Source organism: Lachnoclostridium sp. An196, from assembly GCF_002160135.1.
Classification (GTDB): domain Bacteria; phylum Bacillota; class Clostridia; order Lachnospirales; family Lachnospiraceae; genus Hominiventricola; species Hominiventricola avistercoris.
Window position 1 is genome coordinate 12,495 of the sequence record NZ_NFJZ01000018.1, and the last position, 24,806, is coordinate 37,300.

General features: G+C 50.0%; 27 protein-coding genes. 23 read left to right on the forward strand and 4 right to left on the reverse strand.

Annotated features, from left to right (window positions below; genetic code table 11):
* The first annotated feature begins 8 nt into the window (after positions 1-8).
* The 3 genes from dnaB to B5F29_RS15565 all read left to right on the forward strand — a co-directional run bounded on the left by dnaB (position 9) and on the right by B5F29_RS15565 (position 2,224).
* Positions 9-1,358, forward strand: a complete 1,350-nt coding sequence (gene dnaB, locus B5F29_RS15555) for a replicative DNA helicase (protein ID WP_087155516.1) — start codon at positions 9-11, stop codon at positions 1,356-1,358.
* An 18-nt stretch (positions 1,359-1,376) separates the two neighbouring features.
* Complete coding sequence (locus B5F29_RS15560; RefSeq protein WP_087155517.1) at positions 1,377-1,955, forward strand: M48 family metallopeptidase; 579 nt, start codon at positions 1,377-1,379, stop codon at positions 1,953-1,955.
* 95 nt (positions 1,956-2,050) lie between these two features.
* On the forward strand, positions 2,051-2,224 hold the full coding sequence (locus tag B5F29_RS15565; protein ID WP_087155518.1) for a DUF362 domain-containing protein: 174 nt from the start codon (positions 2,051-2,053) through the stop codon (positions 2,222-2,224).
* Between the two features lie 70 nt (positions 2,225-2,294).
* Here the strand turns inward: B5F29_RS15565 and B5F29_RS15570 are convergent, their stop codons facing one another.
* Positions 2,295-2,900 (reverse strand): MerR family transcriptional regulator, encoded by a 606-nt coding sequence (locus tag B5F29_RS15570; RefSeq protein WP_087155519.1) that lies wholly within the window; start codon positions 2,898-2,900, stop codon positions 2,295-2,297.
* A gap of 129 nt (positions 2,901-3,029) precedes the next feature.
* Here B5F29_RS15570 and B5F29_RS15575 point away from each other — a divergent pair, with 129 nt between their 5' ends.
* Positions 3,030-3,233: a DUF1858 domain-containing protein gene (locus B5F29_RS15575; RefSeq protein ID WP_087155520.1), complete on the forward strand. Its 204-nt coding sequence runs from the start codon at positions 3,030-3,032 to the stop codon at positions 3,231-3,233.
* A gap of 89 nt (positions 3,234-3,322) precedes the next feature.
* Here B5F29_RS15575 and B5F29_RS15580 read toward each other — a convergent pair whose 3' ends face one another.
* Positions 3,323-4,057: an adaptor protein MecA gene (locus tag B5F29_RS15580; RefSeq protein ID WP_087155521.1), complete on the reverse strand. Its 735-nt coding sequence runs from the start codon at positions 4,055-4,057 to the stop codon at positions 3,323-3,325.
* Positions 4,058-4,524: 467 nt separating this feature from the next.
* Here B5F29_RS15580 and B5F29_RS15585 point away from each other — a divergent pair, with 467 nt between their 5' ends.
* The 14 genes from B5F29_RS15585 to B5F29_RS15650 all read left to right on the forward strand — a co-directional run bounded on the left by B5F29_RS15585 (position 4,525) and on the right by B5F29_RS15650 (position 18,133).
* Positions 4,525-6,291 carry a glycosyl hydrolase family 18 protein gene (locus B5F29_RS15585; protein ID WP_087155522.1) on the forward strand — a complete coding sequence of 589 codons (1,767 nt, stop codon included), beginning with the start codon at positions 4,525-4,527 and terminating at the stop codon, positions 6,289-6,291.
* A gap of 66 nt (positions 6,292-6,357) precedes the next feature.
* The gene (locus tag B5F29_RS15590; protein WP_242955699.1) at positions 6,358-7,074 is read left to right on the forward strand and encodes an N-acetylmuramoyl-L-alanine amidase; all 717 of its coding nucleotides are present in this window, start codon (positions 6,358-6,360) and stop codon (positions 7,072-7,074) included.
* Between the two features lie 44 nt (positions 7,075-7,118).
* Entirely contained in the window at positions 7,119-8,168 is a 1,050-nt protein-coding gene (locus B5F29_RS15595) for an L-threonylcarbamoyladenylate synthase (RefSeq protein ID WP_087155523.1), read from the forward strand.
* Positions 8,169-8,195: 27 nt separating this feature from the next.
* Positions 8,196-8,825: a uracil phosphoribosyltransferase gene (gene upp / locus B5F29_RS15600; RefSeq protein ID WP_087155524.1), complete on the forward strand. Its 630-nt coding sequence runs from the start codon at positions 8,196-8,198 to the stop codon at positions 8,823-8,825.
* An 8-nt stretch (positions 8,826-8,833) separates the two neighbouring features.
* Positions 8,834-9,319, forward strand: a complete 486-nt coding sequence (locus B5F29_RS15605) for a deoxycytidylate deaminase (protein WP_087155525.1) — start codon at positions 8,834-8,836, stop codon at positions 9,317-9,319.
* A 176-nt stretch (positions 9,320-9,495) separates the two neighbouring features.
* A complete protein-coding gene (locus B5F29_RS15610; RefSeq protein ID WP_087155526.1) occupies positions 9,496-9,804 on the forward strand; it encodes a hypothetical protein in 309 nt (102 codons plus the stop codon).
* A 31-nt stretch (positions 9,805-9,835) separates the two neighbouring features.
* Entirely contained in the window at positions 9,836-11,860 is a 2,025-nt protein-coding gene (locus B5F29_RS15615; protein WP_087155527.1) for a V-type ATP synthase subunit I, read from the forward strand.
* A complete protein-coding gene (locus tag B5F29_RS15620; protein WP_087155528.1) occupies positions 11,854-12,336 on the forward strand; it encodes a V-type ATP synthase subunit K in 483 nt (160 codons plus the stop codon). Before B5F29_RS15615 ends, B5F29_RS15620 begins: the two co-directional genes overlap by 7 nt.
* A gap of 26 nt (positions 12,337-12,362) precedes the next feature.
* Positions 12,363-12,956, forward strand: coding sequence for a V-type ATP synthase subunit E (locus B5F29_RS15625; protein ID WP_087155529.1), 594 nt, complete (start codon positions 12,363-12,365; stop codon positions 12,954-12,956).
* A gap of 30 nt (positions 12,957-12,986) precedes the next feature.
* The gene (locus tag B5F29_RS15630; RefSeq protein ID WP_087155530.1) at positions 12,987-13,958 is read left to right on the forward strand and encodes a V0D/AC39 family V-type ATPase subunit; all 972 of its coding nucleotides are present in this window, start codon (positions 12,987-12,989) and stop codon (positions 13,956-13,958) included.
* Entirely contained in the window at positions 13,951-14,271 is a 321-nt protein-coding gene (locus tag B5F29_RS15635; RefSeq protein WP_087155531.1) for a V-type ATP synthase subunit F, read from the forward strand. Before B5F29_RS15630 ends, B5F29_RS15635 begins: the two co-directional genes overlap by 8 nt.
* Before the next feature lie 18 nt (positions 14,272-14,289).
* Complete coding sequence (locus tag B5F29_RS15640) at positions 14,290-16,056, forward strand: V-type ATP synthase subunit A (protein WP_087155532.1); 1,767 nt, start codon at positions 14,290-14,292, stop codon at positions 16,054-16,056.
* Entirely contained in the window at positions 16,057-17,430 is a 1,374-nt protein-coding gene (locus B5F29_RS15645; RefSeq protein WP_087155533.1) for a V-type ATP synthase subunit B, read from the forward strand.
* Positions 17,431-17,449: 19 nt separating this feature from the next.
* Entirely contained in the window at positions 17,450-18,133 is a 684-nt protein-coding gene (locus tag B5F29_RS15650; RefSeq protein ID WP_087155534.1) for a V-type ATP synthase subunit D, read from the forward strand.
* A gap of 38 nt (positions 18,134-18,171) precedes the next feature.
* On the opposite strand, the gene B5F29_RS17335 is transcribed toward B5F29_RS15650, so the two are convergent.
* Positions 18,172-18,609: a LysR family transcriptional regulator substrate-binding protein gene (locus B5F29_RS17335; RefSeq protein ID WP_330397644.1), complete on the reverse strand. Its 438-nt coding sequence runs from the start codon at positions 18,607-18,609 to the stop codon at positions 18,172-18,174.
* Positions 18,527-18,901, reverse strand: coding sequence for a LysR family transcriptional regulator (locus B5F29_RS17340; RefSeq protein ID WP_330397642.1), 375 nt, complete (start codon positions 18,899-18,901; stop codon positions 18,527-18,529). The genes B5F29_RS17335 and B5F29_RS17340 overlap by 83 nt, the downstream gene beginning before the upstream one ends.
* A 193-nt stretch (positions 18,902-19,094) precedes the next feature.
* Here B5F29_RS17340 and B5F29_RS15660 point away from each other — a divergent pair, with 193 nt between their 5' ends.
* The 5 genes from B5F29_RS15660 (at position 19,095) to B5F29_RS15680 (ending at position 24,707) form a co-directional block, all read left to right on the forward strand.
* The gene (locus B5F29_RS15660; protein WP_087155535.1) at positions 19,095-20,366 is read left to right on the forward strand and encodes an aspartate ammonia-lyase; all 1,272 of its coding nucleotides are present in this window, start codon (positions 19,095-19,097) and stop codon (positions 20,364-20,366) included.
* 101 nt (positions 20,367-20,467) lie between these two features.
* Positions 20,468-21,415 (forward strand): AlbA family DNA-binding domain-containing protein, encoded by a 948-nt coding sequence (locus B5F29_RS15665; RefSeq protein WP_206414226.1) that lies wholly within the window; start codon positions 20,468-20,470, stop codon positions 21,413-21,415.
* Between the two features lie 71 nt (positions 21,416-21,486).
* Positions 21,487-22,704, forward strand: coding sequence for a site-specific integrase (locus B5F29_RS15670; protein WP_087155536.1), 1,218 nt, complete (start codon positions 21,487-21,489; stop codon positions 22,702-22,704).
* Positions 22,697-23,707: a tyrosine-type recombinase/integrase gene (locus B5F29_RS15675; RefSeq protein ID WP_242955700.1), complete on the forward strand. Its 1,011-nt coding sequence runs from the start codon at positions 22,697-22,699 to the stop codon at positions 23,705-23,707. Before B5F29_RS15670 ends, B5F29_RS15675 begins: the two co-directional genes overlap by 8 nt.
* The gene (locus B5F29_RS15680; protein ID WP_087155538.1) at positions 23,700-24,707 is read left to right on the forward strand and encodes a tyrosine-type recombinase/integrase; all 1,008 of its coding nucleotides are present in this window, start codon (positions 23,700-23,702) and stop codon (positions 24,705-24,707) included. Before B5F29_RS15675 ends, B5F29_RS15680 begins: the two co-directional genes overlap by 8 nt.
* The last annotated feature ends 99 nt before the right edge of the window (positions 24,708-24,806 follow it).

Consider the following 24,806-nt stretch of genomic DNA (forward strand, 5'->3'; position numbering starts at 1 on the left):
GACGTAAGATGGAAGAAGCGCTGATCAAGCGTGTCATGCCTCATGATGAGGAAGCGGAAAGTTCTGTGATCGGAGCAATGCTTCTGGATAATGAAGCGATCATGGTTGCGTCGGAGATGATCACGGGTGAGGATTTTTATCAGAAACAGATGGGCTTGGTCTATGACACCATGGTTGAGCTGTATAATGCCGGAAAACCTGTAGAACCGGTCATTCTTCACACCAGTCTCCGTGAGAAGGGAATCCCGGAAGAGATGTGCGGGGTGGATCAGATTCTGAGATGGATGGATCAGGTGACGACTTCCGCAAACATCAAATATTATGCGGAAATCGTGGCGGAAAAATCGGTGGCAAGGCGTTCCATCCGGATGTTGGAGGAGAACGCCAATACTTTATACATGGGCTCCGAGAAACTGGAGGATACTCTGGCGGATCTGGAAAAAAAAGTTTTCGATCTGGCTCAGAGAGGAAACGGAAGCGAGTTTGTACCGATTCGTCAGGTCGTGATCAACGTCATGAAAAAAATCGACGCGGCTTCCAAGACCAGAGGCCGCGTAACCGGACTGGAGACCGGATTTATGGATCTGGATTATAAGACTTCAGGCCTGCAGCCCTCGGATCTGATCCTTGTGGCAGCCCGTCCGTCCATGGGCAAAACGGCGTTTGTGCTGAACATTGCCCAGCATATGGCGTTCAAGAAGAATCTTCCGGTGGCTATCTTCAGTCTGGAGATGTCCAAGGAACAGCTGGTGAACCGTCTGCTGTCTCTGGAATCCCACGTGGACGCACAGAAAATCCGGACCGGCCGGCTGACGGACGAGGAATGGATGAATCTGGTGGAGGGATCGGCAAATATTGCCAATTCCAGGCTGGTAATCGACGATACGCCAGGCATTTCACTGCCGGTGCTGCGTTCCAAATGCAGAAAACTGAAGATGGAACAGGATATTCAGATTGTGATCATCGACTACCTGCAGCTGATGAGCGGTACGAATAACAGCAGCGCGGCGTCCAGGCAGCAGGAGATCTCTGATATTTCCAGAGGACTGAAGGCGCTGGCGAGAGAACTGAATGTGCCGGTGGTGGCCTTGTCCCAGCTCAGCCGGGCGGTGGAGCAGAGGCCGGATCATCGCCCGATGCTTTCCGATCTGAGAGAGTCGGGAGCCATCGAGCAGGATGCGGATGTGGTCATGTTCCTCTATCGGGAAGGATATTACAACCGGGATCTGTCAGAGGCGGAGCAGAGAGTGGCGGAAGTAATTGTTGCCAAACAGAGAAACGGCCCGATTGGTACGGTTAACCTGTTGTGGATTCCGGAATTGACCAAGTTCAGCGATATGGATCGGAGTCCAGCCTAAAGAAAACAGCATGGATGTATGATGACAGAATATAAGATTACGGACGGAGAACGCGGGATCTTCGTCCGCATTATTTATTCCGGAAGGCGGAGCATGGGATTGGAGATCCTGCCGTCCGGAGATGTGCTTGCTCGCATGCCCCGCTGCGTCACAGACGTAGAAGCGATAAAATTTATCGAAAAGCACAGAGAATGGATTCTGGAAAAACTTTCAGCATGGAGACGGCAGGAAAAAGGAAAGATGACGACCGGTGCGACGCCGGTATCCTGCCTGACAAATGAGGAAATGGAAAAGATCAAAAACAGGATCGCCGGAAGAGTCGTCCATTATGCGAAAATAATGGGAGTGACGTTCGGAAATATTACAATCCGCAATCAGAAAACCCGTTGGGGAAGCTGCAGCTCCAAAGGGAATCTGAATTTTAACTACCAGCTTTACTATCTGCCGGAGGAACTGCTGGATTATGTGGTGGTACATGAGCTGGCGCACCGCAGACATATGAACCATTCGGCAGAATTCTGGCGGGAGGTGGAGCGGTGGTATCCGGGATATCGGGAAGCGCGGATGCGTTTGAAAGAGATCCGGTTGGAAATGTAAAAAAAGATTTTCCACTTGTATATTGTGTCCATTTATATTAAAATATGTGGAGAACCAGCCTAGAGCGTTCAAATTGTATAAGGAGGATGAGTATCATGGCATACGTTATTTCTGATGAATGTGTAGCTTGCGGCTCCTGCGCAGATGTTTGTCCGGCAGAAGCGATCTCTGAAGGAGATGGAAAGTATGTAATCGACGCAGATGCATGCCTGGACTGCGGAACCTGCGAAGCAGAGTGCCCGACCGGAGCGATTTCTGCAGGTGAATAATGAGAATTCTTTATGAGACAGAGAGATACCCCGCAGTTTTCTGCGGGGTATTGCTGTACCTGTCTGATATTTATTCTGTAACAGTATCTTTTTTCGCGCCGAAGAACCAGGATTTTTTTCGTGGTTCCTTAATCTTGGCCGCTTTGATCTTTGGCTCTTTTTCTTTTTTTCGGGCTTTTCTGCCGAGTTTTTTTCGTTCCTCCTGCGAAGAGCGGATCAGCTCGTCCAGTTTTCGGTAATGCGTCTCTTCCCGTTCCTCCTGCAGGCGGAACAAATAGTCCATTTCTTTGACTACCTGTGTGGAGACTTGATGACTGAGCTCTTTGCCCATCTCCTGCTGGTTTTCCCGGATAGCCTGAGAGACGACCTTTCCAAGAATCAGCTGAAACTGTTCCATTTTGTCGTTTACAGGTTCCGGTTCACGGACAACGACGGGTGGTACTTTTCCTTGTTCCATCTCAGGCAAAAGCGCTTTAATGGCTTTTAACTGAAGCCCCTGTTCTTTCAGCGCCTTGATCTGATGGAATATGCGGATGTTCTCTTCTGTATAACAGCGATGACCCATTTCGTTGCGTTCTACCGGGAGTTCTAATTCTTCTTCCCAGTAGCGGAGAACGTGAGCTTCTACGTCCACCATTTTTGCAGCGTCGGAGATCATGTAACGCCTGGTATCCATACACATCCCTCCACCTGTGAAATTGTACGATTCTTATAAATTATATCATACTCCCTTGATTTTGCAAGTGAATGGGGTTATAATGTCGGAAGGTAACTATTCGACAATTTATGCAGGAGGTTATTGAATATGGCTAAGATTTCTAAAGATATGATCATCGCCGATCTGGTAAAGATGGATCAGAATATTATACCGATTCTTATGAGAGAGGGAATGCACTGTATCGGCTGTCCGTCCGCGCAGGGAGAAAGCCTGGAAGAGGCTGCCCTGGTTCATGGCATGAACCCGGATGTGCTGGTTGCGAGACTTAACAACTTTCTTGGAGAAGAATAATCGGTTCTGAAGAGTAAAAACACCGCAGAGTCTTTTCCCTTATGGGGATCAGTCTCTGCGGTTTCTGTTTTCTGGTACGTTGTTTCCCGTTAGATTCTGGAAAGTGATTCCAAAGCGTTCTGCCTGAGCAGAAGTGTATAATGCTCTGACATATAGGCTTCATTGGCGGGCGTGTATTTTCCGCTGGAACCATATTCCGACAGAATATTGCATACTTTGTTGAACTCTTCCGGAGTGTGGCCGGACTTGGAGACAACCAGATGGAACTGGCCGTTTTCAGGGTTCTTATAAAGACGGTTATCGCCGTGATAGATATCCCGGAGAATCCTGGCAGCCTCCAGCAGCGGTCCCATTTGAGGAAACAGATAAAGTTTCTGAAGATTCAATTCGCTGGCGATTTCAGCAGCCTGCTGATCTCGGTTATCTTTGGGCGTATTCTTCAGACGGTGCTCGATCAGTTTCTGGAACAGATCGAGTACCTCATCCGCGCCGTCGGGAAGAAAATCCTTGACATGATCATCCTGCGGATCCGGAGATCCCTGGGAGAATCTGGAAAAACGGGTGTCCAGCTCCTCCGGATCGGATACTTTGGTAATATCTAATATAATGCACTCATTGGGCATAGGTATCGCTTCGATCATTAACGGAATGTTGTCAGCCTCGAATCCAAACTGATGGGAAGCCTGTTCCATCATATCCCTGAAAAGGGAACGGGCTTTCTCCGAACCGTAGGCAATCTCGCTGAGTTTCATATGACGGACCTCCAGGTCATCACGGGTCAGTGTACAACGTATTTTGTTTTCATTGATTTTTTCAATTCTCATGCGATCACAACCTGTTGATTTTATAGTTTAATATAGTATAAACAAAAAAGGAAAATATGTAAAGTCTGGGTACTTGTGAAAAAAAGGAAAAAATCTGAAATTTTTATGAAAACGCCTTGAAAAACAGCAGCCGATATGTATAATGAAGCTGTAAGTCTTTATTCTTAATTCTTTTCACAGATCGTGAAAGTTTCCATTGTTTAAGGTACATAAGGGGGGATGCGGAAATCGCTGCCTGCATGCCATAATATATCACGAATCTTCCTTTTGGAATGTGTGCAGACGGCAGAGAGACAGGGACAGAGCTGTCAGGGGAAAGGGGTATATGACAGATTTTTATGAAGAAAAGTTTATCTGTGTCCAAGATTGTTGTGGTAGGAATGGCGGCTTTGTGGTAAAATCGACTTTATAGGAACGGATTATGAGGCGACAAGCCCGTGTACATAAGAAAAATCTGGAGGGTACCGATGGCAAGAAGAGAGAGACAGGAGAGGGAGATCCGTGAGCGAAGAAGACCCAGGAAAAGAAGACGGCGGCTGAATCCGAAAGCAGTTCTGGTTCTGGCAGGGATTCTTCTGGTTCTGGCAGTCTGCCTGTTCATAGGCGGAAGGATGCTCTACGAGAGATATTCGCCGTCGAAAGAGATGGCAGATCTCAACGAGTATTTTCAGTTGACGGACGACCAGGATATGGCGGTGATACTGAATGACGAGATATTGGAGGATAAAGCCCGGCTGATCGACGGCAGGGTATATCTGAATGTGGAGACGGTGTACCAGTATCTGGACGAGCGTTACTACTGGGATGCTGCGGAGAATCTGTATCTCTATGCGCTGCCGACGGAACTGGTCAGCGTGGGTGTGGGCAGCAGCGAGTATACGGTAGCCAGATCCACTCAGAGTGTCGATTACGTAATCCTGCGTGTTGATGGAAGCAATGCTTATGTGGCGGCTGATTTTTTGAAAAACTATACAAATTTCACATACGAGTTCTGGGAGGAGCCTAACCGTGTCTATATTGTAAATGAGTTTGGAACGCGCGATGTGGTGACGGCCCAGACCAATGCTCCGGTGCGGTATAAAGCCGGCATCAAAAGCCCCATTCTGACAAATGTTGAGAAGGGAACGGTGCTCTATAAGCTGGAGGAACCGGAGGAGATTGATGAATGGACCAGAGTGTTGACACCGGACGGATATATCGGCTATATCCGGGACGGCAAGATATCGGGAGTTACTCAGACGACGATTGAAGAGCCGGAGTTTGAGGAACCGGAATATACCAGCATCTCCAAAGACTATAAGATCAATCTGTCCTGGCACCAGGTGACCAATCAGGACGCGAACGGACAACTGCTGAACCGTATTGCCAATACCAAAGGACTGACGACGATTTCTCCCACCTGGTTTTCCATCGCAGATACAGACGGCAATATTTCTTCTCTTGCCAGCCAGGAATATGTAAACTATGCTCATCAGCAAGGGTTGGAAGTTTGGGCGCTGGTAGATAACTTTACAGAGGGTGTGAGCACCTATGAGACACTTTCCAGGACGTCCAGCCGCCAGCGGCTGGTGAATCAGCTGATTGCAGCTGCGATCCAGTACGGGCTGGACGGCATCAATGTGGACTTTGAGATGATCACAGAGGACTGCGCGAGAGCATATATTGAGTTTATCCGGGAATTGTCGATTATGTGCCGGATTAACGGAATCGTTCTTTCTGTGGACAATTATGTGCCGACAGCGTCTTCCGATCATTATTCCAGGGAGGAACAGGGAGTCTTTGCGGATTATGTGATCATTATGGGGTATGATGAGCACTACGCAGGGTCGGAGGAGGCCGGATCAGTGGCATCCTATAGCTTTGTGGAAAATGGTATTCAGAAGACTCTGGAAGAAGTGCCGGCAGAAAAGGTCATCAACGCGGTTCCGTTCTATACCCGTTTCTGGAAGACTGATCCGGATGGTACGGTGAGCAGCGAAGCGCTCGGCATGGATTCCGCGGATGAACGTCTGGCCAACAATGGAGTAGAGGCTGTGTGGGATGAAGAAACCCGGCAGTATTACGCAGAATTTGAATATGAAGGAAGCACTTATCAGATCTGGCTGGAGGAAGAGCGTTCCATCGAAGAAAAGATGGGGCTGATCCGGGAGCATAATCTGGCAGGTGTGGCATCCTGGCGGTTGGGTTATGAGCGCTCCACTATCTGGGATGTGATCCTGAGATATGTGAATTAAAGGGTACGGGAATAGGAAAACTGCCGCCGCATATACTTTTAGAGAGAGTATGTGCGGCGGTTTTCTATGTGGAAAAAAGAGCATCTGGAACTGATTATGTCGGTGGCGCTGATCCTGTGCGCATTCCTTCTGGCCGGAAGAGGCTGGGAGATGGCGTTGGGGGAACGGGTAACGGAGGGGACAGATCAGAAAGTGGTGGTTGTAGACGCCGGCCATGGAGGACGGGACCCCGGCAAGGTGGGAGTGGACGGATGTCTGGAAAAAGATCTGAACCTGGAGATCGCGAAAAAAGTACAGGCGATCCTGGAGCAGCAGGATATAAAGGTGATCATGATCCGGGATACGGACAAAGGACTTTATGAGGAGCAGACCTCCAATAAGAAGGTACAGGACATGAAGAACCGCTGCGCCCTGATCAATGAGACCGAGCCGGACTGTGTGGTCAGCATCCACCAGAACAGTTACCACGAAGAATACGTAAGCGGGGCTCAGGTCTTTTACTACAGCAGTTCTGCCGAAGGGGAAGCTCTGGCGGAAGCACTGCAGAGCGAATTGATCTCCTATGCGGATCCGGAGAATCATCGTCAGGCAAAAGCCAACGACAGTTACTATTTGCTGAAAAAGACAGAAGCGCCCATCGCCATTGTGGAATGCGGATTTTTAAGCAACTGGGAAGAGGCGGCGAAACTGCAGGATGACGGATATCAGAGCAGGGTCGCCTGGGCCGTTTCTATGGGGATTCTGACGTATTTGAACGGATTCGTTGATTTTTCTGTTCCCTGATGTTACACTGTGAAAAACAGCAGTGAAGAAATCAGGTGAAAACAATGGTGACAGAAGTAATCAAAATAGACAGAGATCATCCGGATATGAGTGCGTTTGAGAAGGCAGGGAGGATCCTGAAAGAGGGCGGCCTGGTAGCATTTCCTACAGAGACTGTTTACGGTCTGGGCGCCGATGCTCTTGACGAGGAAGCTTCCCGCAAGATTTATGAGGCCAAGGGAAGACCGTCTGACAATCCGCTGATCGTGCACATTGCCAGGATGGAAGATCTGGAAAAGATCGTAAAAAAGGTGCCGGAAGAGGCGGTAAAGCTGGCACAGCGCTATTGGCCGGGACCGATGACACTGATCATGGAAAAAAGCGAATGCGTGCCCTATGGAACCACAGGAGGTCTGGATACCGTGGCGGTGCGTATGCCTTCCGATCCGGTGGCCAGAGAATTGATCTTACAGGGAGGCGGTTATGTGGCGGCCCCCAGCGCCAATACCTCGGGGCGTCCGAGCCCGACCACTGCCCGGCACGTATATGAGGACATGGAAGGGAAGATCCCTCTGATCCTGGATGGCGGACCGGTGGAGATCGGTTTGGAGTCCACCATCGTGGATCTGACGGAACGCATCCCAACGATCCTGCGTCCGGGCTATATCACCCTGGAGATGGTGCGCGAGGTCCTGGGAGAAGTGCAGATGGACAAGGGATTGATCTCGTCAGATTCCAGTGTCCGCCCGAAGGCGCCGGGTATGAAATACCGTCATTACGCGCCGAAGGCGGATCTGAAGATTGTAGAGGGACCTATGGAGAAGGTGATCGCCTATATTAATGAGAAAGCTTCCGACAAAAAGCGGCCCGGAATTATCTGTACGGAGGAGACCAGGAGCCGGTATCTGTACGGAGATGTGAAATGCATCGGTTCCCGGACTGATGAAAATGCCATCGCCAGCCACCTGTTCGCTATCCTGAGAGAGTTTGATGAGGATGAAGTAGACGCCATTTATTCAGAATCTTTCGAGTCCCCGGGGCTGGGACAGGCTATCATGAACCGACTTTTAAAAGCGGCGGGACACCAGCGTGTGGACGTCTCGCAGAAAGTATAAAAGCCATATATACAGGAGGATAAGAAAATGTCAAAGATTACTGTTATGGATCATCCGCTGATTCAGCACAAAATCGGGATCATCCGGAGGAAAGAGACCGGATCCAAAGATTTCCGCCAGTTAATCGGGGAGATCGCCATGCTGATGTGTTATGAGGCGACACGGGATCTGAAGCTGTCAGACGTGGAGATTGAGACGCCCATGTGCGCCATGACGGCGAAAGAACTGGCCGGGAAAAAACTGGCGGTTGTGCCGATCCTGCGTGCCGGACTGGGCATGGTGGACGGCATGCTGACCATGATTCCTGCGGCAAAGGTGGGACATATCGGGCTGTACCGCAATGAAGAGACGCTGGAGCCGGTGGAATATTACTGCAAGCTGCCCCAGGACTGCGCGGAACGTGAGGTTTTTGTGGTGGATCCCATGCTGGCTACAGGCGGTTCTTCTTCTGCGGCTATTGCAATGCTGAAAGAAAAAGGAGTGCGCCATATTCGGTTTATGTGTATTATCGCGGCGCCGGAAGGCGTAAAAAGGATGCAGAAAGAACATCCGGATGTGGATCTGTACATCGGAGCTCTGGATGATCATCTGAATGAGCATGGTTACATCGTACCCGGACTGGGAGATGCCGGAGACCGCATTTTTGGAACGAAATAGGAGGAACTATGGGAAATAAAAGAACGGACTATATTACCTGGGATCAGTATTTTATGGGAATCGCGAAGCTGTCAGCCATGAGATCCAAGGATCCCAATACCCAGGTAGGGGCGTGTATTGTAAGTCAGGACAACAAGATCCTTTCCATGGGTTATAACGGATTTCCCAGAGGATGCGACGATGATGAATTTCCCTGGAACCGGGAAGGGGATCTTTACGACAGTAAATATGCGTATGTCACCCACAGCGAGCTGAATGCGATACTGAATTACCGGGGCGGCAGCCTGGAGGGGACAAAGCTTTATGTGACGCTGTTTCCATGCAATGAATGCGCGAAGGCGATCATTCAGGCGGGAATTGCCGAAATCGTATATGCAGACGACAAATATAACGGTACGCCCGGTACGCTGGCTTCCAGAAGGATGCTGAAGGCGGCGGGCGTGAAGCTTTCTGCGTATAAAAATCTGGGACGGCAGGTTACATTAGAATTGTGACAAAAAATTGTTAATTGATTAACAATCGTTTATTGCCGACCGGAAAATCCTGTGCTATAATATGTGAAAATATCAAAAACAGAGAGTCATGCTTTCGTGCTTAGGTGCAAATGCATGACTTTGGATTTTTGTGGGTATCATGGAAACAAAAAGCTTAAGTATAAGGTGGTGAAAATGTGCTGGAAGATACTTTAAGATCGGTGAAGGAGGCAGAGGCAAAAGCCGGTCAGACTGTCAGGGAAGCGGAAAGCAAGGCGGAGGCGATCCTGGCGGAGGCAAGGGAAAAGGCTCAGCAGATGAGCGAAGACGCTTCTCTGAGAGCGAAGGCCAGAAAGCAGAAAGAGCAGGAGGAAGCTCAGGAAGAAGGAGCAAGACGTCTGAAAGAGGCGGAGGAAGAAGCGAAGAAAGAAGTGGAAGCGCTGCGGAGTCTGGCAGCCTCCAAACGGGAGGAAGCCGTGGAAGCCGTAATTTCCGCATTGATTTAACGACACCGGATAAGGAAGGAGGGATGTGGATATGGCAGTATTGCAGATGCAGCGGATCAGTATCTGTGCCTTGAAAGAGAACAGGAAGGCGATCCTGGAACGTCTGCAGGAATTCGGAGCCATGGAGATCGATATCCGCCTGGAAGACAGCAGCGGATACGAATTGCAGGATGTGGCCGGCTCCAAAGCCATATTTGAAAAACAGGCTCATACAGCGGATCATGCGTTGGAGATTCTGCAGGAGTATGTGCCGGAAAAAACCGGCATGTTTGCTTCCCTGGAAGGCAAGCCCCTGGTTGACCAGGAGACGTTCAACAGAGCGGCAGTCTGCCAGGACAATTACATGGAGATTGCTAACAGGCTGAATACACTGGAAAAACAGGTGGCGGAGAAAAAGGCTTCGCTTCTGAAGATTCAGGATCGTATCCAGGCGCTGGCGCCCTGGATGGGGCTTCCGGTACCCATGGGGTTTGCCGGCACACGGTACACTTCATGCCTGATCGGAACTATTGCCGGAAATCTGAAGCTGGACAATATTTACCAGATACTGGCGGAATATGCCCCGGAGATTGAGGCGGCAGACGCGGACATCATTTCTGTGGATAAAGATTATACCTATGTGGCGGTGATCTGCCTGAAAGAAGAAGCTCAGAGAGTCGAGGAGGCTCTTCGGTCCGGAGGCTTTTCCAGGCCGGCGCAGATGATCCGGAAGATTCCTTCCGAGTACCGCCGGGACCTGGAAGAGGAAGCCCAAAAAGAAGAAGGAGAGCTTCTCTCGCTGCAGGAAGAAATCGCGGGGTATGCGGACCGCCGGCAGGAACTTCGTCTGGTATCGGATTATTATCGTATAAGGGCGGATAAATATGAAGTCCTGGGAAGAATTCCGCAGACAGAAAAGACCTTTGCGCTGAGCGGTTATATTCCGGCCTGCAAGGCAGGAGCGCTGACCCGGGAACTGACAGAAAAATATGGAGCCATGGTGGAGACGGAACCTATCGGAGAAGAAGAAGAGGTTCCTGTAGTACTGAAAAATAATCGTTTTTCCAGGTGCGTGGAAGGAGTGCTCGAATCTTTCGGACTTCCGGGAAAAGATGATATAGATCCCACATTTTTTACATCGATTTTTTATGTGATTTTGTTTGGACTTATGCTCTCGGATACGGCTTACGGACTTATCGTGTCTGCGGCATGCGGCGCCATGCTGCTGAAATTCCCGCGGATGGGTGAAAACATGAAAAAATCCATACAGCTTTTCTTCTGGTGCGGGCTTTCCACGATTGTGTGGGGAATTCTTTTCGGAGGATACTTTGGGGATGTGGTGGATATTGTATCAGAAACTTTCTTTGGCAGAAAGATCACGATCCCGGCACTGTGGTTTGTACCTTTGAATGAGCCCATGAGGATGCTGATGTACTCCATGCTGTTCGGCGTCATACATCTTTTCACCGGACTGGCGCTGAAAGGGTATATTTGCCTGAGAGACAGGCGGTACCTGGATTTCTTCTGCGATTGCGTGCTGTGGTTTATGCTCCTGTTGGGCCTGATCGGGATACTGCTTCCCACAGAGCTGTTTGCAGGGATCGCGGGACAGCAGATCGCGCTTCCCGCCCCGGTTGTTACGACGGCTAAATGGATGGCTGTTGCTGGAGCCGTGGGTATCGTGCTCATGTCGGGCAGAGGGACAAAGAATATCGGCGTCCGGCTGGCGTTGGGAGCTTATGATCTCTATAATGTAACCGGCTGGCTGAGCGACGTGCTTTCCTATTCCCGTCTGCTGGCGCTGGGGCTTGCCACCGGCGTCATCGCTTCCGTAATCAATCAGATGGGTTCTATGGGCGGAAAGAGCGTGATAGGGGTCATCATTTTTATAGTCGTATTTATAGTAGGACATACGTTCAATATTGGAATTAATCTGCTGGGAGCGTATGTGCACACCTGCCGTCTCCAGTATGTGGAGTTTTTCGGCAAATTTTACGAGGGCGGTGGACGGGAGTTCCATCCGTTCCATAGAGAAACAAAATATGTGGATATTAAGGAGGAAAAAGAATTATGTTAAGCGCTATTACTGGTAATGGATGGGCACTTCTGGGAGCTGCTCTTGCGGCTACTCTGGCGGGATGCGGTTCCGCGTGGGGCGTAGGTCTGGCAGGACAGGCGGCGTCCGGCGTTGTGACGGAGGATCCGAGCAAATTCGCAAAGGTTCTGGTTATCCAGCTTCTGCCCGGTACGCAGGGCATTTACGGCCTTCTGGTAGCGTTTGTCACGCTTTCCCGTTTCGGCCTTCTGGGAGGCGGCGGAACAGAGCTTTCTGTAGAGACCGGCCTGATGGTACTGGCGGCGTGTCTGCCTATCGCGATCGTCGGTCTGATCTCCGCATACCATCAGGGGAAGACGGCAGTAGCGGCCATCGGGGTTGTGGCGAAGAAACCGGATCAGTTCGGTAAAGCCATGCTGTTCCCGGCCATGGTTGAGACCTATGCGATCCTGGCGCTTCTGATCTCAATTCTGGCGGTGACGAGTATCCCCGTATAACGGATAAAAAGAAGGAGTGCTTAAGAATGACCGGACTGGAAAAGATAATCAACCGGATTCAGGAAGAAGCAGACGCCGCCGCAGCCGGCAGACTGGAAGCGGCAAAAGCGGAAGCAGACCGGATACTTGCAGAGGCGAGGACTGTCTGTGATTCCGTGGATGCAGAGACAACAGAGAAAATTACGGCGATGAAGGCGAGTTATGACAGCCGGGTAGCTTCTTCGGCAGAACAATCCAGAAAGCTGGCTCTTCTGCGCGCCAAGCAGGAGATTATCGCGGAAGTTCTGGAGGAAGCTTTGGAGCGGCTGAGGAAAGAAGATACGGCTGGTTATTTCCTGAATATGGAAAAAATATTAAAGAAATATGTACTGCCGGAAGATGGGGAAATCTATTTTTCGGCAAAAGATCTCGAGAGAATGCCGGATGGATTTGAGAAGAAGATTCAGGCGGCGGCGAGAGAGAAAGGCGGGAGCCTGGTGCTTCAGAAGGAGCCGAAAGACATTGCAGACGGTTTTCTGCTGGTTTACGGCGGTGTGGAGGAAAACTGCACATGGGAGGCTCTGATGGATGCGAAGAAAGACAGGCTTCAGGACAGAGTGAACGAGATTCTGTTCATGTAACAGACGATTCGCGTAAGAAGGAGGGTTATGATGTCAAAAAATCAATACGCCTATGCAGTCGCGCGAATCCGTGCCCTGGAAGTCTCTCTGTTTTCCGCGTCGACCATTGAACAGCTGATAGCCTGTAAAGAGGAAGAGGCATGTCTGCGCTTCTTGGCGGATAAAGGCTGGGGCGGACCGGACGTGCCGCTGGAAGCTGATGCGATTCTTGGAAGGGAGCGGGAAAAGATCTGGGAGACCATCGGTGAAATGCATGTGAACATGGATGTATTCGACGTATTGTCTTATACCAGCGATTTCCATAACCTGAAGGCGGCAGTGAAAGAAGTATGCACCGGGAAGAGCGGGGGTACAGTCTTCTATGAGAGGACGAGGATCCCGAAAGAAGAGATGCTCAGGATTATTCGTGAAAAAGATTATGGAGCTTTGCCGGAGTCTATGCGGGAAGCGGCGGCGGAAGCAGTGGATACTCTGCTGTGTACCGGTGACGGGCAGCTCTGCGATGTGATCATCGACCGGGCGACGATGGAAGCGATCTTGGATGCAGGAGAAAGATCCAAAGAAGAGGTGGTCCGGGACTACGCCAGGTCTACGGTGGCGGTAACAAATATCAAGATCGCCGTCCGCTGCGCCAGGACCGGAAAGTCACTGGAATTTATGAGACGCGCCATGGTTCCATGTCCGGGACTGGATGTGGAACGGCTTGCCCATGCGGCGCTTGCCGGAGAAGAATCCGTGATAGAATATCTTCAGGCGGAAGGCTTTGGGGAGGCGGCGGACGCTCTGAGGGAGTCCGCATCGGCGTTTGAACGGTGGTGTGACAACCGGATAATCCACGCGATCCGACCTCAGAAATACAATTCATTTTCGGCGGGGCCGCTGGTAGCGTATGTGATCGCGAGAGAAAATGAAATTAAAACGGTGAGAATCATCCTGACCTGCAGGCAGAACGGCCTGCCGGATGAGGCGATCCGGGAAAGGATAAGGGAGATGTATGTATAAGATAGCAGTCGTCGGGGCGTATGACAGTATCTACGGCTTTGCCGCGCTGGGGCTGGATACATTTCCGGTATCCGATCCGCAGAAGGGTGAGGAAACGCTGCATCGGCTGGCATCGGGTAAATACGCGGTGATCTATGTGACAGAAGCGCTGGCGGCGGAGATTCCCCATGCCATAGAAAGATATCGGGAGCAGACACTTCCGGCGGTGATCCAGATCCCCGGTGTGGCCGGGAATACGGGAGCAGGCGTGGCCGGAGTAAAGAAGTCTGTGGAACAGGCGGTAGGTTCTGATATCTTGTTTGGAGAACAGTAGAAGGAGGTACTCCATTTCATGAGTAAAGGTACGATAAAGAAAGTGGCCGGCCCGCTGGTGATCGCGGAAGGCATGCGAGACGCCAACATGTATGACGTGGTGCGTGTGAGCAGCCAGCGGCTGATCGGTGAGATTATCGAGATGCATGGAGATCAGGCTTCCATTCAGGTATATGAGGAAACTGCGGGGCTCGGGCCGGGGGAACCGGTTGAGTCTACGGAGATGCCTTTGTCTGTGGAGCTTGGCCCGGGGCTGATCGCCAGCATCTATGACGGTATTCAGCGTCCGTTGGACGAGATTATGAAAATCTGTGGAAATAATCTGCAGCGGGGAGTAGAGGTGCCGTCGCTGGACCGTCAGAAAAAGTGGAATTTTGTTCCTGCGGCAAAAGTCGGGGACGAGGTAGAAGCAGGAGACATCATCGGTACTGTACAGGAAACATCGGTGGTGGAGCAGCGTATTATGGTCCCCTATGGAGTCAAAGGAAAGATCAAGGAGATCAAGGCAGGAGATTTTACGGTGGAAGAGACTGTGGCGTCTGTGGAGACTGCGGAGGGAATCCGGGAGATCAGCCTGATGCAGAAATGGCCGGTCCGTAAAGGACGTCCCTATAAGAAGAAGCTTCCGCCTGCCATGCCGCTGGTCACAGGGCAGAGAGTAATCGACGCGTTCTTCCCCATCGCCAAAGGCGGTGTGGCAGCAGTGCCGGGACCTTTTGGAAGCGGCAAGACGGTGATTCAGCATCAGTTGGCAAAATGGGCGGAAGCAGACATTGTGGTATACATCGGCTGCGGAGAGCGCGGCAACGAGATGACGGACGTGCTGAATGAGTTCCCGGAACTGAAGGACCCGAAAACCGGGAAATCCCTGATGGAGAGAACGGTGCTGATCGCCAATACTTCCGACATGCCGGTGGCCGCCCGTGAGGCGTCCATTTATACAGGAATTACGATTGCCGAATACTTCCGTGACATGGGATATTCGGTGGCGCTGATGGCAGATTCCACATCCCGTTGGGCAGAGGCTCTGCGCGAGATGTCTGGCCGTCTGGAAGAGATGCCGGGTGAAGAAGGCTATCCGGCGTATCTGGGATCCCGTCTGGCGCAGTTTTATGAACGCGCCGGTCATGTGATCAATCTGGGGAAAGATGGAAGAGAAGGCGCTCTTTCGGTAATCGGCGCCGTGTCCCCGCCCGGAGGAGATATTTCAGAACCGGTGTCCCAGGCGACTCTGCGCATCGTCAAAGTGTTCTGGGGACTGGATTCCAATCTGGCGTACAAACGCCATTTCCCGGCAATCAACTGGCTGACCAGTTATTCTCAGTATCTGGACAATGTCTCCGGATGGTTCGGGCAGAATGTCTCCGAAGAATGGATGGAGGACCGTCAGAAAATGATGCGGCTGCTTCAGGAAGAGGCGGAACTGGACGAGATCGTGCAGATGGTAGGTATGGACGCGCTGTCCGCGCCTGACAGGCTGAAGATGGAGGCTGCCCGCTCTATAAGAGAGGATTTTCTGCATCAGAATTCATTCCATGAAGTAGACACTTATACGTCTCTGAGAAAACAGCTTCTGATGATGAAACTGGTGCTGGCATATTATGAGAAGGCTGCAGAAGCGCTGCAGAACGGGGCGAAAGTTCATGATTTGATCAATCTGCCCGTGCGCGAGCAGATCGGGCGTTTTAAATACACACTGGAAGAAAACGCGGAAAAAGAGTATGCAAATGTGATGAGTACGCTGGAAATCCAGACAAAAGACGCATGCGGAAAGGAGGACTTGTAAATGCCGAAAGAGTACAGAACCATACAGGAAGTGGCCGGTCCTCTGATGCTGGTACAGGGAGTAGAAGGCGTTACTTATGATGAACTGGGAGAGATCGAGCTGGTGAACGGGGAAACCCGGCGGTGCAAAGTGTTGGAGGTGGACGGCACCAATGCGCTGGTACAGCTTTTTGAGAACTCTACAGGTATTAACTTGTCCAACAGTAAAGTACGTTTCCTGGGAAGAGGCATGGAGTTGGGCGTATCGGAAGATATGCTGGGACGCGTTTTTGACGGTATGGGACGTCCGGCCGATGACGGCCCGGAGATCCTGCCGGAAAAACGGATGGATGTCAACGGTCTGCCCATGAATCCGGCAGCCAGAAGCTACCCCAATGAGTTTATACAGACCGGTATCTCCGCCATCGACGGGCTGAATACGCTGGTGCGCGGACAGAAGCTGCCGATCTTTTCCGCATCCGGTCTGCCCCATGCGCAGCTGGCCGCTCAGATCGCCAGACAGGCGAAAGTGCGCGGCAAAGACGAAAAATTTGCCGTGGTATTTGCTGCCATGGGTATCACTTTTGAGGAATCCAATTATTTTGTGGAGAGCTTCCGAGAGACCGGCGCCATTGACCGTACCGTGTTATTCATGAACCTGGCGAATGATCCGGCGGTGGAGCGTATCGCCACACCGCAGATGGCCCTGACAGCGGCGGAGTATCTGGCATTTGACAAAGATATGCATGTGCTGGTTATTCTGACAGACATTACCAATTATGCGGACGCGCTCCGTGAGGTATCCGCTGCCCGCAAGGAAGTGCCGGGACGCCGCGGATATCCCGGTTATATGTACACCAGTCTGGCGGGAATCTACGAACGCGCCGGACGTCAGAGAGGCAAGGAAGGTTCCATCACCATGATTCCGATCCTGACCATGCCGGAGGATGACAAGACCCATCCGATCCCGGACCTGACCGGATACATCACGGAAGGCCAGATCATCCTGAGCCGTGAGCTTTACCGCAAGGGTGTGAATCCGCCTATTGATGTGCTTCCGTCTCTGTCCCGTCTGAAGGACAAGGGTATCGGAGAAGGGAAGACCAGAGCGGATCATTCCAATACCATGAACCAGCTTTTCGCGGCGTATGCCCGCGGTAAAGACGCCAAAGAGCTGATGACGATCCTGGGAGAAGCGGCGCTGTCCGATATAGATTTGATTTACGCAAAATTTGCGGATGAATTTGAGAAGGAATATATATCCCAGGGCTTCCAGTCAGACCGCAGTATTGAGGAGACGCTGGATATCGGATGGAAACTTCTTTCGATTCTGCCCAGAAGCGAGCTGAAGAGAATCGACGACAAGTTCCTGGATCAGTACTACGGCAAAGTGTAAGGAAAAGAGGTGACTGGACTTGGCATCTAAACAGGTGAACCCTACCCGGATGGAGTTGGGGCGCCAGAAGAAAAAACTGGCGACGGCAACCAAAGGCCATAAGCTTCTGAAGGATAAGCGGGATGAACTGATGCGCCAGTTCCTGGAACTGGTCCGTGAAAATATGGCGCTCCGGCAGCGGGTGGAAGCGGGGATCCGCAGCGCGAATATCAATTTTGTCGTGGCGAAGGCAGCCATGTCGGAAGAAACGTTGCATACAGCGCTGATGGCGCCCAAGCAGGAAGTCTACCTGGATGTGGATAATAAAAATGTCATGAGCGTGGATATTCCGGTATTTGACTATAAGACCAGGACCGCGGATGAGAACGACATCTATTCTTACGGATTTGCCTTTACGTCCAGTGATCTGGACGACGCGGTAAAATCCCTGGCAGATATCCTGCCGGATATGCTGCGGCTTGCGGAGACCGAGAAAGCGTGCCAGCTTATGGCGTCGGAGATCGAGAAAACCCGCCGGCGCGTGAACGCGCTGGAGCATGTGATCATTCCCGAGGCACAGGCGAATATCAAATACATTACCATGAAACTGGATGAGAATGAACGTTCCACCCAGATCCGGCTGATGAAAGTAAAGGATATGATGCTGGAAGAGGCGCATCATTACAAAGAAAAGCAGGCGGCATACGCCGCGGAAGAAGCGTAAAAATATGGGAGAGCCCGAAAGGGCTCTCCCATTTGCCGTCACGATAAATCCTCTTTGGCCATTTTCAGAAATTCTTCCATGGCGCGTGTCACGTACTTCCCCTTTTTATGATAGAAATAGATCGTGCGCACAGACAGAACGGGATCCATCCGGAAGAAAAAGGTGTCTGGGCCGGCAGGCGCTTTTCGGATCAGGGTATCGCTGACAAACGTGATTCCCATTCCGTAGCAGGCCAGATGATAGGCGGTAGCCTGCTGATCCAGCTCCAGGATGATATCCGGTGAAAATCCCTGCTGCCTGCACAGCATATCTGCGCATCGGCGGGTGTCATTTCCGCGCCGGAGGAGCAGGAACGGAGCATGCTCAAACGTCTGCAGGCATATCTGAGGATCATCAGGATTTTTGTGGCGGTTTTCCAGGATATCTGCGGATAAAACGGCTGATGCAGGAAGGCAGGACGTAGGACGCGAAAAGATTGCTGGCGCCGATGGACAGCTGCCCGGTCTGGAGCTCATTTTGACCATTTATAAAATTTTCAAACTCATTTTGGATATCCATGATTTTTTCCGCGCAGCGGATATATTCACGGCCGCAGTCCGTCAGCCGGACCGGGGCAGTACTGCGGTCGAAGAGCGGCGCGCCGATGCGGTTCTCAATCTTCTTGACGGCGGCGCTCAGCGAGGGCTGCGATATATACAGATTCTGCGCGGCTTTGGAAAAACTTCTCTCTTTGTACACTTCATAAATATAATGCATTCCCTGGAACATACGCGCTCTCCTTTTTGTGTGAATTCCGCCAGTATATAGTGCGGGTAATTCCAAGATCAGTATATGGGAACAGAAGGTTCAAGTCAATCGTCATATAGATAAATATCTATATAATTTATAAACTAATTGGTATTTGAATATAATCCTGCCTGCGCATCCAATGATAGAAGCAAAAGGACAGGAGGATATACAGATGAGATATCGGACAGAAACAGATTCCATAGGGAGCAGAGAAGTGCCGGAGAACGCGTATTATGGCATACAATCCATGCGCGCGGCAGAAAATTTCCGCATGACAGGGCTGCATATTCATCCGGAAATGATCCGCAGCATGGCGGATGAGAAAGCGGCTGTAGCGGTTACCAACTATGAGACGGGAGCCCTGGATGAGGAAAGAGAAAAAGTGATTCTCCGCGCATGTGCAGAGATGAAGGAGGGCAGGTTTGACAGTGAGATTATTGTGGATCCGATCCAGGGAGGCGCAGGTACTTCATTAAATATGAACGTGAATGAAGTCCTGGCAAACCGTGCCATAGAATTGCTGGGAGGGATCAAGGGGGATTATAAAAGGGTTCATCCCAATGATCATATCAACATGTCCCAGTCCACGAACGATGTATTTCCCACAGCCGGCAAAATAGCCGCCTGCCGCCTTGTGCAGAAGGCGGAAAAAGAACTGAGGAGACTTCACAAAGCGCTGGAAGAAAAATCTGTCGAATTCTATCCGGTCATCAAGATGGGAAGGACACAGCTTCAGGACGCGGTACCCATCCGTCTGGGTCAGGAATTTGCATCCTATGCGGCGGCTGTGGGAAGAGATATAAGGCGCATGGAAACGGCAGCGGGGGAAATGCGGACTTCCAATCTGGATCCTTTCGCAGCGGTATCCGGGAGCGTAAAAGCCTGTGCGGTTACATTGTCCAAAATAGCCAGCGACCTGCGCCTGATGTCATCGGGCCCGAGGACCGGCCTGGGAGAGATCCTGCTTCCCGGTAAGCAAAATGGATCCTCGATCATGCCGGGAAAAGTCAACCCGGTGATTTCGGAAGTGGTCAATCAGGCAGCCTTTCAGATCTTCGGCAATGATGTGACGATTACGCTGGCGGCGGAATCGGGGCAGCTGGAGTTGAACGCTTTTGAACCGGTAATATTCTATAACCTGTTCCAGGCTGTTGACCTGCTGGGACATGCCGCCGCGACATTTACAGACAACTGTATCTGCGGAATACAGGCAGATGCCGCCCGGTGCAAGGCTATGGTAGAAAACAGTGTGGGGACAGCGACTGCTCTGTGCCCGTATCTGGGATATACGAAGGCTGCTGAGATTGCCAAGAAAGCGGTGAGAGAAAACAGGAATCTCCGGGAACTTGTTTTAGAGGAGAGATTGATGGATGAGGAAGAACTTGATAGAGTTCTGGATCCTTATGCGATGACAGAGCCGGGGATACCGGGGAAAATGGATTAGGCAGAATATCAAAAAAGAGCCACCCTTGACGATAGCAATGATGGCGCGTAATATTGTTTATGAGAGCCGGGGAGACACAAGAGTGAGGGGGGCCATATTGAATGATTGATCGATTGATTGCAGAAGCAACAGAATGTGATTTCAAAGTTGCTGTAGAAACAAAAAAGCCAAAAAGTTGGCTGAAAAGTGTCAGCGCCTTTGCAAATGGAGTAGGCGGTTCCTTGATCTTTGGAATTGATGACAGCAAGAATGTTGTCGGACTTGCCGACCCACAAGTAGAGGCCGAAGCTATCAGTCGTTTGATTAAAGAGCGTATTACACCGTATCCGAACTTCATTCTGAAGCCAGAACATGAAAACGAAAAAGATATTCTAGTGTTGACAGTATTTCCGGGACGGACCACTCCCTACTATTATAAGGCGGATGGTGTTCGGGAGGCGTATATCCGTCTGGGCAATGAAAGTGTTGTTGCTCCCGACCATGTATTAAACCGGTTGCTGTTGAAGGGTATGAATTTGAGTTATGACTCGTTACTCTCATCCTATGATTTCCAGGACTACTCCTTTTCCAAACTCCGCGAGAGATACAAAGTGTGGACGGGAAATAGCATGGATGAAAAGCTGTTTGATTCTTTTGAAATCAGAGATGAAACAGGAAAGTTGACAAATGCAGGTGCTCTGTTGGCGGATGATTCACCAATTCGAAATTCCAGACTATTTTGCACGCGGTGGGGTGGCCTGGATAAAAGCGGCGGTTTGGTAGACGCACTGGACAGTGCCGAGTATGCGGGTAGCCTGATCATTTTGCTCAATGAGGGGGTGAGTTTCATTAAGCGGAACATGAAAACTATGTGGAAGAAAACGGCGACATCCAGAATCGAAATGCCGGATTATTGTGAGCGCAGTTTTTTTGAAAGTTTAGTCAATGCCCTGATCCATCGTTTATGGAAAGCTTTCCATAACCGGTGTTATGTGAAGTTAATAGTTATGCAAAGGAAGTTCTTGTTTTATCGGAAACAAGGGCTTTTTTCTTTCTTTAACTTAGCATAAAATCATGATACCTTCAAGAGACAACCACTTATGGTATGAGTGGTTGTAATAAACTCAAGGAGGTTTTCGTGATGAAAACAAAAGATTTACCAGAGATAACCTCGGCTTTATACGAAAAGTTAAAAGCAGATGGTTACAGCGCCACAGTTCTCGACAACACCCGTTGGATACTGGGGCATTTCGAGAATTACTGCCGCAGGAATGGGATCCCTGAAATCACAGTCCCAGTGGCCGCTGTTTTTGTACAGGATTGTTTTGGCTTTGACTATTACAATCTTACGGCACGGATGCAGTCGGTACTGCGCCGTCCCCTTATGATCCTGATCGAATTCGAGGAATCCGGGAACTATCTCAAAACACATCAGAAAGGTTCTACAACGGAGATCCCTCTCATTTACAGAGAGCTTTTTCTGGAATACCGTGACGTGATTAATGCTACTTCTTTAAGCCAGAACTCTAAGGAACGAAAGCTGTGGATATTTGTGAAGTATTTCGGATATCTGGAACAAAAGGGAATCCTGAAAACAACGGATATCCCTTTTCAGGCCGCCCATGAATATATCAACAGCCTTACCTCTTTTGCGCCTGCAACGATCCGGTGTATCAAAACAGTGCTCCGTGAAATCTATGACTGGATGTTTTCGCGCAGCTATACGCCTTACTCCGGCAGGCAGATCTTTCCGATGATCCGGAAAGATCCCCGGAATAAACTTTTATCCTATTATTCAAAAGAAGAAATCGGGCAGATGCTTTCCTGCATTGACACGGAAACACCTTCCGGCAAATGTGCCTACAGCATGATCTGTCTCCTGGCTTACCTGGGTATGAGGGCCGGAGACGTGATCAGGCTGAAATTTTCTGATATTAACTGGGAAACGGGAACAATCCATTATCAACAGCAGAAAACAGGGAATCCTCTGTCCCTCCCCCTGACCGACGAAGTGAAGTATCCGCTGCTTGATTATATCAAAAACGGACGCCATGAGAGCACCGATCCGGAATACATTTTTGTTACCATGTATGCGCCATACACAAAATTTAACAGCACCTCCTCCCTTTACCATCTGGTTGAAAAATGCATGAAAACCGCAGGCATTAACTATGAAGGAAGGCATCATGGCCCCCATGCCCTCCGACACAGCCTGGCAACAAACATGATGTCGGAAAATGTGCCGATCAGTGCAATCGCGAACATACTGGGACATTCCAGTACAAGAACAACCGAAATCTATCTTACGGTGGATGAGACCCACCTGAAAGAACTTTCACTGGAGGTGCCCTGTGTCTAAAACAATGAAAAAAGGAAATGAGCTGCCGCAGTTTACAGGGCCATTCCGGGAGCTGATCCCGGCATATATCTCTTACAAAAGAGCACAGGGTTATAAGATTGGTGATCCGATTGTTTACCGGCTGAGGGAGATGGATTTGTTCTTTAAAGACAGAGGTATTATGGACATACGGATCACCCGTGAAATGTACGAGGAATGGACTTCCCATAAACCACCTGAAAAAGAGCAGAACATTCAGAAACGGCGGTCTGCCATATGTGGTTTTGCAAAGTACCTTGTATCCTGTGGTTATCCTGACATTTACACCGGACAGGATGATACCCGCATTTTTAAAAGGGATTTTATCCCATATGTTTTTACAGATGAGGAAATCTGCCGGATGTTCCGTGTGCTGCAAGGGTACTGTGAAAAATCGCCTGGGTATGAGAATGATGCATTCCGTATGGCAATGCTGCTGTATTATTGCTGTGGTTTCAGAAAATCTGAGGTACTTGATCTCCTGATGCAGGATGTCGATTTCCAGACAGGTAAAATTTGTATCCTGAATGGAAAAAATGACGTGAGCCGTATCGTTGTTGCATCCGATACGCTCCTGTTGGAACTGAAAGGTTACAGAGATAAATATCTGTCATTTGAAAAACAGGAGGACTACCTCCTGCAGGGGATGAAGGGAAAACGTTATGGCGAATCCACCCTTTACAACCGCTTCCATCAGCTTTTGTCAGATGCAAAAATCCCACCGCGAAAAGACGGAGGACGGCAGCGTCTGCATGACATACGCCATACGTTCTGCGTCAGGGCATTGGAACAGATGCAGGAAAAAAGCTTTGACCTGTACACGTCCCTTCCGCTTCTGTCGCGTTATCTTGGACATAAACACATCACAGAAACGGAGTATTACCTGCGGCTGCTGGAAGAACACTTTGGCGGGATACTGGAACAGTCGGATTCCTGCCATCCGGGGATATTTCCGAAAGAGGAAGGCGGTGATATAGATGGATAAGAACCGCTTCTCTTACCATCTGACGAAATATTTCGCTGAATACCTTCCAAAACAGACTGCGGCATCTCCTAATACAATCCGCTCTTACCGTGATACGTTTGTACAGCTCATGGAATTCTATAAGACAGAATACCGGCTGCCTCCCGAAAAGCTGGAATACAAAGAATTCAATGCCGAACGGATCGAAAGCTTTCTTGTCTATCTGGAGGAAGTACGCAAAGTCAGTGTCAGCACGAGAAACCAGCGTCTGGCCGCAATCCATGCCTTCTTCCGATATCTCCAGTACCGCGACCCTGCCGGGTTTGAACAGTGTGCGCAGATACTTACTGTTCCGTTTAAGAGAGCCCCTGTCAAACCGATGAATTACATGAGCGCCGAAGAAGTGCGGCTGCTTTTTTCGATTCCCGACCAGAAGAAAGATGACCAGCTGCGGGATCTGGCGATCCTGGTATTACTTTATGAAACAGGGGCCAGGGTGCAGGAACTGATCGACCTTATTCCTCCAAGCATCCGCTTTTCATCAACGGTTACAGCGGAACTTCATGGAAAGGGAAACAAAACAAGGTTCGTGCCTGTCAATGCGGATGCCGCCGCGATTGTCAGGAATTACATCCGCCGGTGTAACCGGATAAATGCAGACGAGCCATTGTTCGTAAACCGCAAAGGCGAGAAACTCACCCGTGCAGGAATACAGTACATCATAGATAAGTATGTGTCAACTGCCCGAAGGTTAAGACCGGATATGTTCAGAAACAGAGTAACCAACCACTGTTTTCGCCACAGCAAGGCAATGCATTTGTTAGAGGCTGGTGTGAACCTGATATACATTCGTGATCTGCTGGGACATACATCTGTAGTCACAACGGAGATTTATGCGAAAACAAATCCAAAGATTAAGGAAGAACAGTTGAAAAAGCATAGCGCCTCTGTGAAAACAGCGCATAAATACAGCCAAAAACAAAAGGAGGATTTGATTGACTGGTTGAAAAACAACCTGTGAGATGCTAAAATTTATGCAAAGTAAAAACTGCCGGATTTCCCATAAAACCAATGGATTCGGCAGTAACTTTGCATAACTATTAACTTTGCATAACATCGT